Here is a 3,485-nt window from a genome sequence, read left to right on the forward strand (position 1 = left end):
AATCGTTAGCGCAGTGTTATCAGTCGTCAACAGTCACATCCGTAATGGTCCCGAACGTCGGTTTCGGAAGCATAAAGGAAACGTTCGTCTCCCACTCGCCGGCCCACTTCAAGCGTGGCGACATGCGGCAGGCGTACGGGTGGACGGGCGCTATACTCACAGCAATAGCCACCGTTGGTGTACTGGCGCTCGCCCTCAGGGTGTTGTTGACGGGCTTGTTGGTCACGTTCGTCACGTCCGATATTCTCGTCGTCGTCGCGTTCAACGTCTGTGTGACCCTACTGGTTGGACGGTGGCTCACTGGCCAAGTCCGGATTCATCCGTTAGAACGGCGTCAACTGGGAGTCCAAGCAGTGAGTTTTCGGCCGGAAGTGTCTGAACAGCGGTACCGTCGGTCGAGGGAATCGTCTACGACTACCGACCGCCTGTGAACTACCCCGCCCTACACGCTTCGCACGGTGCGGACGGGGCTTCCTGTTTCCACGACGCGCTTTGCAGACACAACGGTGTCCGTAGGGAGCGCAGTCTCCACAGGCGTTGACGAATCGCAGAGCGATTCGTTCGCCAGCCAGAAATCGAAAATTTCTGGTGACGTTGATTCGGAGCATCCCGCTCCTATATCCGCTTTCTTCAACCCTCGAATGAGGATGTTCCACGCCGCATTCGTGTCTCTATCCGCTTCAAACCCGCACGACGGACACGAGTGTTCCCGAACCCATAGCGGTTTATCGGTCGAAACGCCACAGGATGCACACACCTTCGTAGTTCCTCGTGGGTTCACCGCAACGAAGTGCGTGCCTTCGCGTTCGCATTTGTACTCGAGCATCCGAAGGAACGTCCCCCATGATGCTCCCACTCGATTCCTACTGTTGTCGGGGAGTTCCATCAACCCTTTTGCATCCAAGTCTTCGACTGCTACAAGGTCGTACTCCCGAGCGTAGTAGTTCGATAACTTGTGCAAGAAGTCCCGGCGCTTCTGTTTCAGGTCGGCGTGACGTTCGGCCACGGCACGGCGCTGTTTCTCCCAATTGTTCGAACCGTGTTGCTTCCGCGAGAGTGTACGTTGGGCGCGTTCCAATCGCTCGCGTTTATTCGACAAGTCCAGCGATTCGACCGCTGTCCCATCGGTGTCGTGGGCGTACTTCAAGATACCCACGTCGATACCGACACACTTCTCGGGAGTATCCGGTTTTTTGGGAGCTTCGTCGGGTGTCTCGACACCGAGAATAGCGTACCACTTCCCGGTGGGTTCTTGCTTAATCGAGACGGTCTTAATGTCCACGTCGTCGGGCAAGTCGCGGTGGAGGGTGATAGGAATCTCACCGAGTTTCGAGAGCCATAGACGTGTCCGACCGCTCGTGTTCTTGAGCTTGAAGCCAGATTGACTGTAGGTGAAACTTCGGTATTCATCGGGTGCTTTCCACTTGAGTGTCCCAACACGGTACCCGTTGTCTTTGCGACCACGGAGGGTCGAGAGGTTATCGTACAGCCGCTGAACGACCTTTTGAAGCACTTTCGAGTGAACGTCTTTCAAGTCGTTCCACCACTTTTTGAGACTCGGTAGGAGTTTCTACTCGGAGTACGCCGACGTATCGTCGGTCCGATTGAGTCGGTGGAGAAAGTGGTTATAGACCTGTCTACAGGTATCGACCGTCCATGCTAACCGCTCTTCAATGTCGACGGTTGGATTGAGTCGATATCTGTAGTTGTAGTTCATCTACGAGTGCTCTTCGATGTGTTCGTCAAGTTTATCTTGGACGAATCGGGAGAGATTCAGGTAGTTCTCCTGAATCCATTCTTCTTGGTCGTCGCGGATAGAGATGTTCTTACGCGTTGCCACACAATAACATACACAACTTGAGTATGTATAAGTTATGTTTCTTTGGACCTGTGGGTCTGCAATAGAACTGTGTAGGAGAGACTATGACGACGTTGACGAGACGCGTTGCGTCTCGTTCGTACACAAGATCGAAGCTCTTGTGGACGCTGTATCCTCTCCCTACTCGTTCCCTTCGGTCGCTCCTTGAGGAAGGCCTTAGCGCCTGTAATTCAGGTAAAATCGATCGTTTCTATCCTTTTAGCAGTTCGCGCCGGTTATCGAATCGAACGCCGCCGGATCCTCCCAGAGTTCCCCGAGCGTCGCGGCCGCCAGGTATCGGGTTGGAGCGGCGACCCACTCGGTTGTAACGCTGTCGTCGGGAGCGGGAGCGGCCGCCTCGAACCACCACGCGACGTAGCGGCCGTCAGTGAGCTTTGCGGTCGGGTACATCTGCCCGTTCACGGCGACGTCCACACGGGAGTGTGCTTCGACTTCCGGGGCATCCTCCGGCGAATCCGCGACCAAGATCTCGATTTGGACGGTTCGTTCGGTCATATCGACGTCCCCCTGTCGCGGGATGTGTCCCGCTCGTGGACACGTACGACAGTCGTGAGTCCCATACGAAGCGCAACGACGGTCACGTACAAGAAGGTCAGTCAGGCGTGTGTCTGACGGAGACGATATCGAGAAACCCCAGTCGTCGACGAGTTCTCAATCCAACTGGATTGCCGTCGATTTCGACCGTTCGGCGATTTCCGCCGCCGTCAGTTCCCGTCCTGCCTCCTGTGCGAGATAGGTACCTTCCATGACGAGCATCGAGTTGAGCGCGATATCGCCCGTCGGAATCGGTACGTCGGCCGCACCGGTCAGCGTTCGAATCCAGTGGGAGAACTGGCCGATATCCCGTTCGAACTCGTACCCGCCCTCGCTTTCCAACAGTGCCTGTCGTGTCTCGTAATCGTTGATGTCCAGCGAAACCGTCGCCTCGTAGTCCGCAGTCGTCGTGTAGAACTCGAACGGGTCCAACTGGACACCGCCCTTCGTTCCCGCGACCTGACTCGGTTCGTCGGGGAGGAACATGTGCCACGCGGCGCGGACGGAGAGTACCGACCCGTCTTCGAGATGGGCGAAACCGAGACCGGCGTCCTCCACGTTGTACCCGGACGTCTCCAGCCGGTCGGAGTATGTCGGACGATTGTCGCCAATGAGGTCCGCCGAATACGCATCGCCGGTGTGCTCGAAGGTTGCGCCGCTCACCCGTTCTACGGGTGCGTTCCCGAGCAGATACAGCAGTTGGCCGATTTGATAGGTACCGATATCGATCATCGGACCGCCACCGGCGGACTCCTTCGAGACGAATCCGGGCGTACCGTACCCGTCCACGTACGGTCGTCCGCGTCGACGTGAGCGAACGGCCTTTCCGTAGTACACGTCGCCAAGCTTTCCATCGTCGATGAGTCGCTTTGCCGCGCGGGTTCGGTCGAGAAACAGGTTCTCGTTCTGCACGCCGAGGTGTTTTCCCGCCGCATCGGCCGCATTAGCGATCGCCTTGGCGTCGGTGTAAGTTGCCGCGAGCGGTTTCTCACAGAAGACGTGACACCCGGCCTCGAAGGCGGCAATCGCGACCGGCGGGTGGAGGTTGTTGTGCACGCAGACGCTCACGGCG

General features: G+C 57.2%; 4 protein-coding genes and 1 pseudogene. 1 reads left to right on the plus strand and 4 read right to left on the minus strand.

From position 1 onward, the window contains the following. Positions 1-44 precede the first annotated feature (44 nt). Positions 45-431, plus strand: coding sequence for a hypothetical protein (locus WBV42_RS05190; RefSeq protein ID WP_423985081.1), 387 nt, complete (start codon positions 45-47; stop codon positions 429-431). Between the two features lie 11 nt (positions 432-442). Here the strand turns inward: WBV42_RS05190 and WBV42_RS05195 are convergent. From WBV42_RS05195 to WBV42_RS05210, 4 genes and pseudogenes are all read right to left on the minus strand, one after another. Next, a pseudogene (locus WBV42_RS05195) lies at positions 443-1,717 on the minus strand (RNA-guided endonuclease InsQ/TnpB family protein). Beyond that, entirely contained in the window at positions 1,718-1,840 is a 123-nt protein-coding gene (locus tag WBV42_RS05200; protein ID WP_255359008.1) for a hypothetical protein, read from the minus strand. 237 nt (positions 1,841-2,077) lie between these two features. Then, positions 2,078-2,374, minus strand: a complete 297-nt coding sequence (locus WBV42_RS05205) for a hypothetical protein (RefSeq protein WP_066139184.1) — start codon at positions 2,372-2,374, stop codon at positions 2,078-2,080. Between the two features lie 156 nt (positions 2,375-2,530). Next, a partial coding sequence (locus WBV42_RS05210) for a Gfo/Idh/MocA family protein (protein ID WP_423985082.1) occupies positions 2,531-3,485 on the minus strand: 955 nt, incomplete at its 5' end.

Source organism: Haladaptatus sp., assembly GCF_049589095.1.
Lineage (GTDB): Archaea > Halobacteriota > Halobacteria > Halobacteriales > Haladaptataceae > Haladaptatus.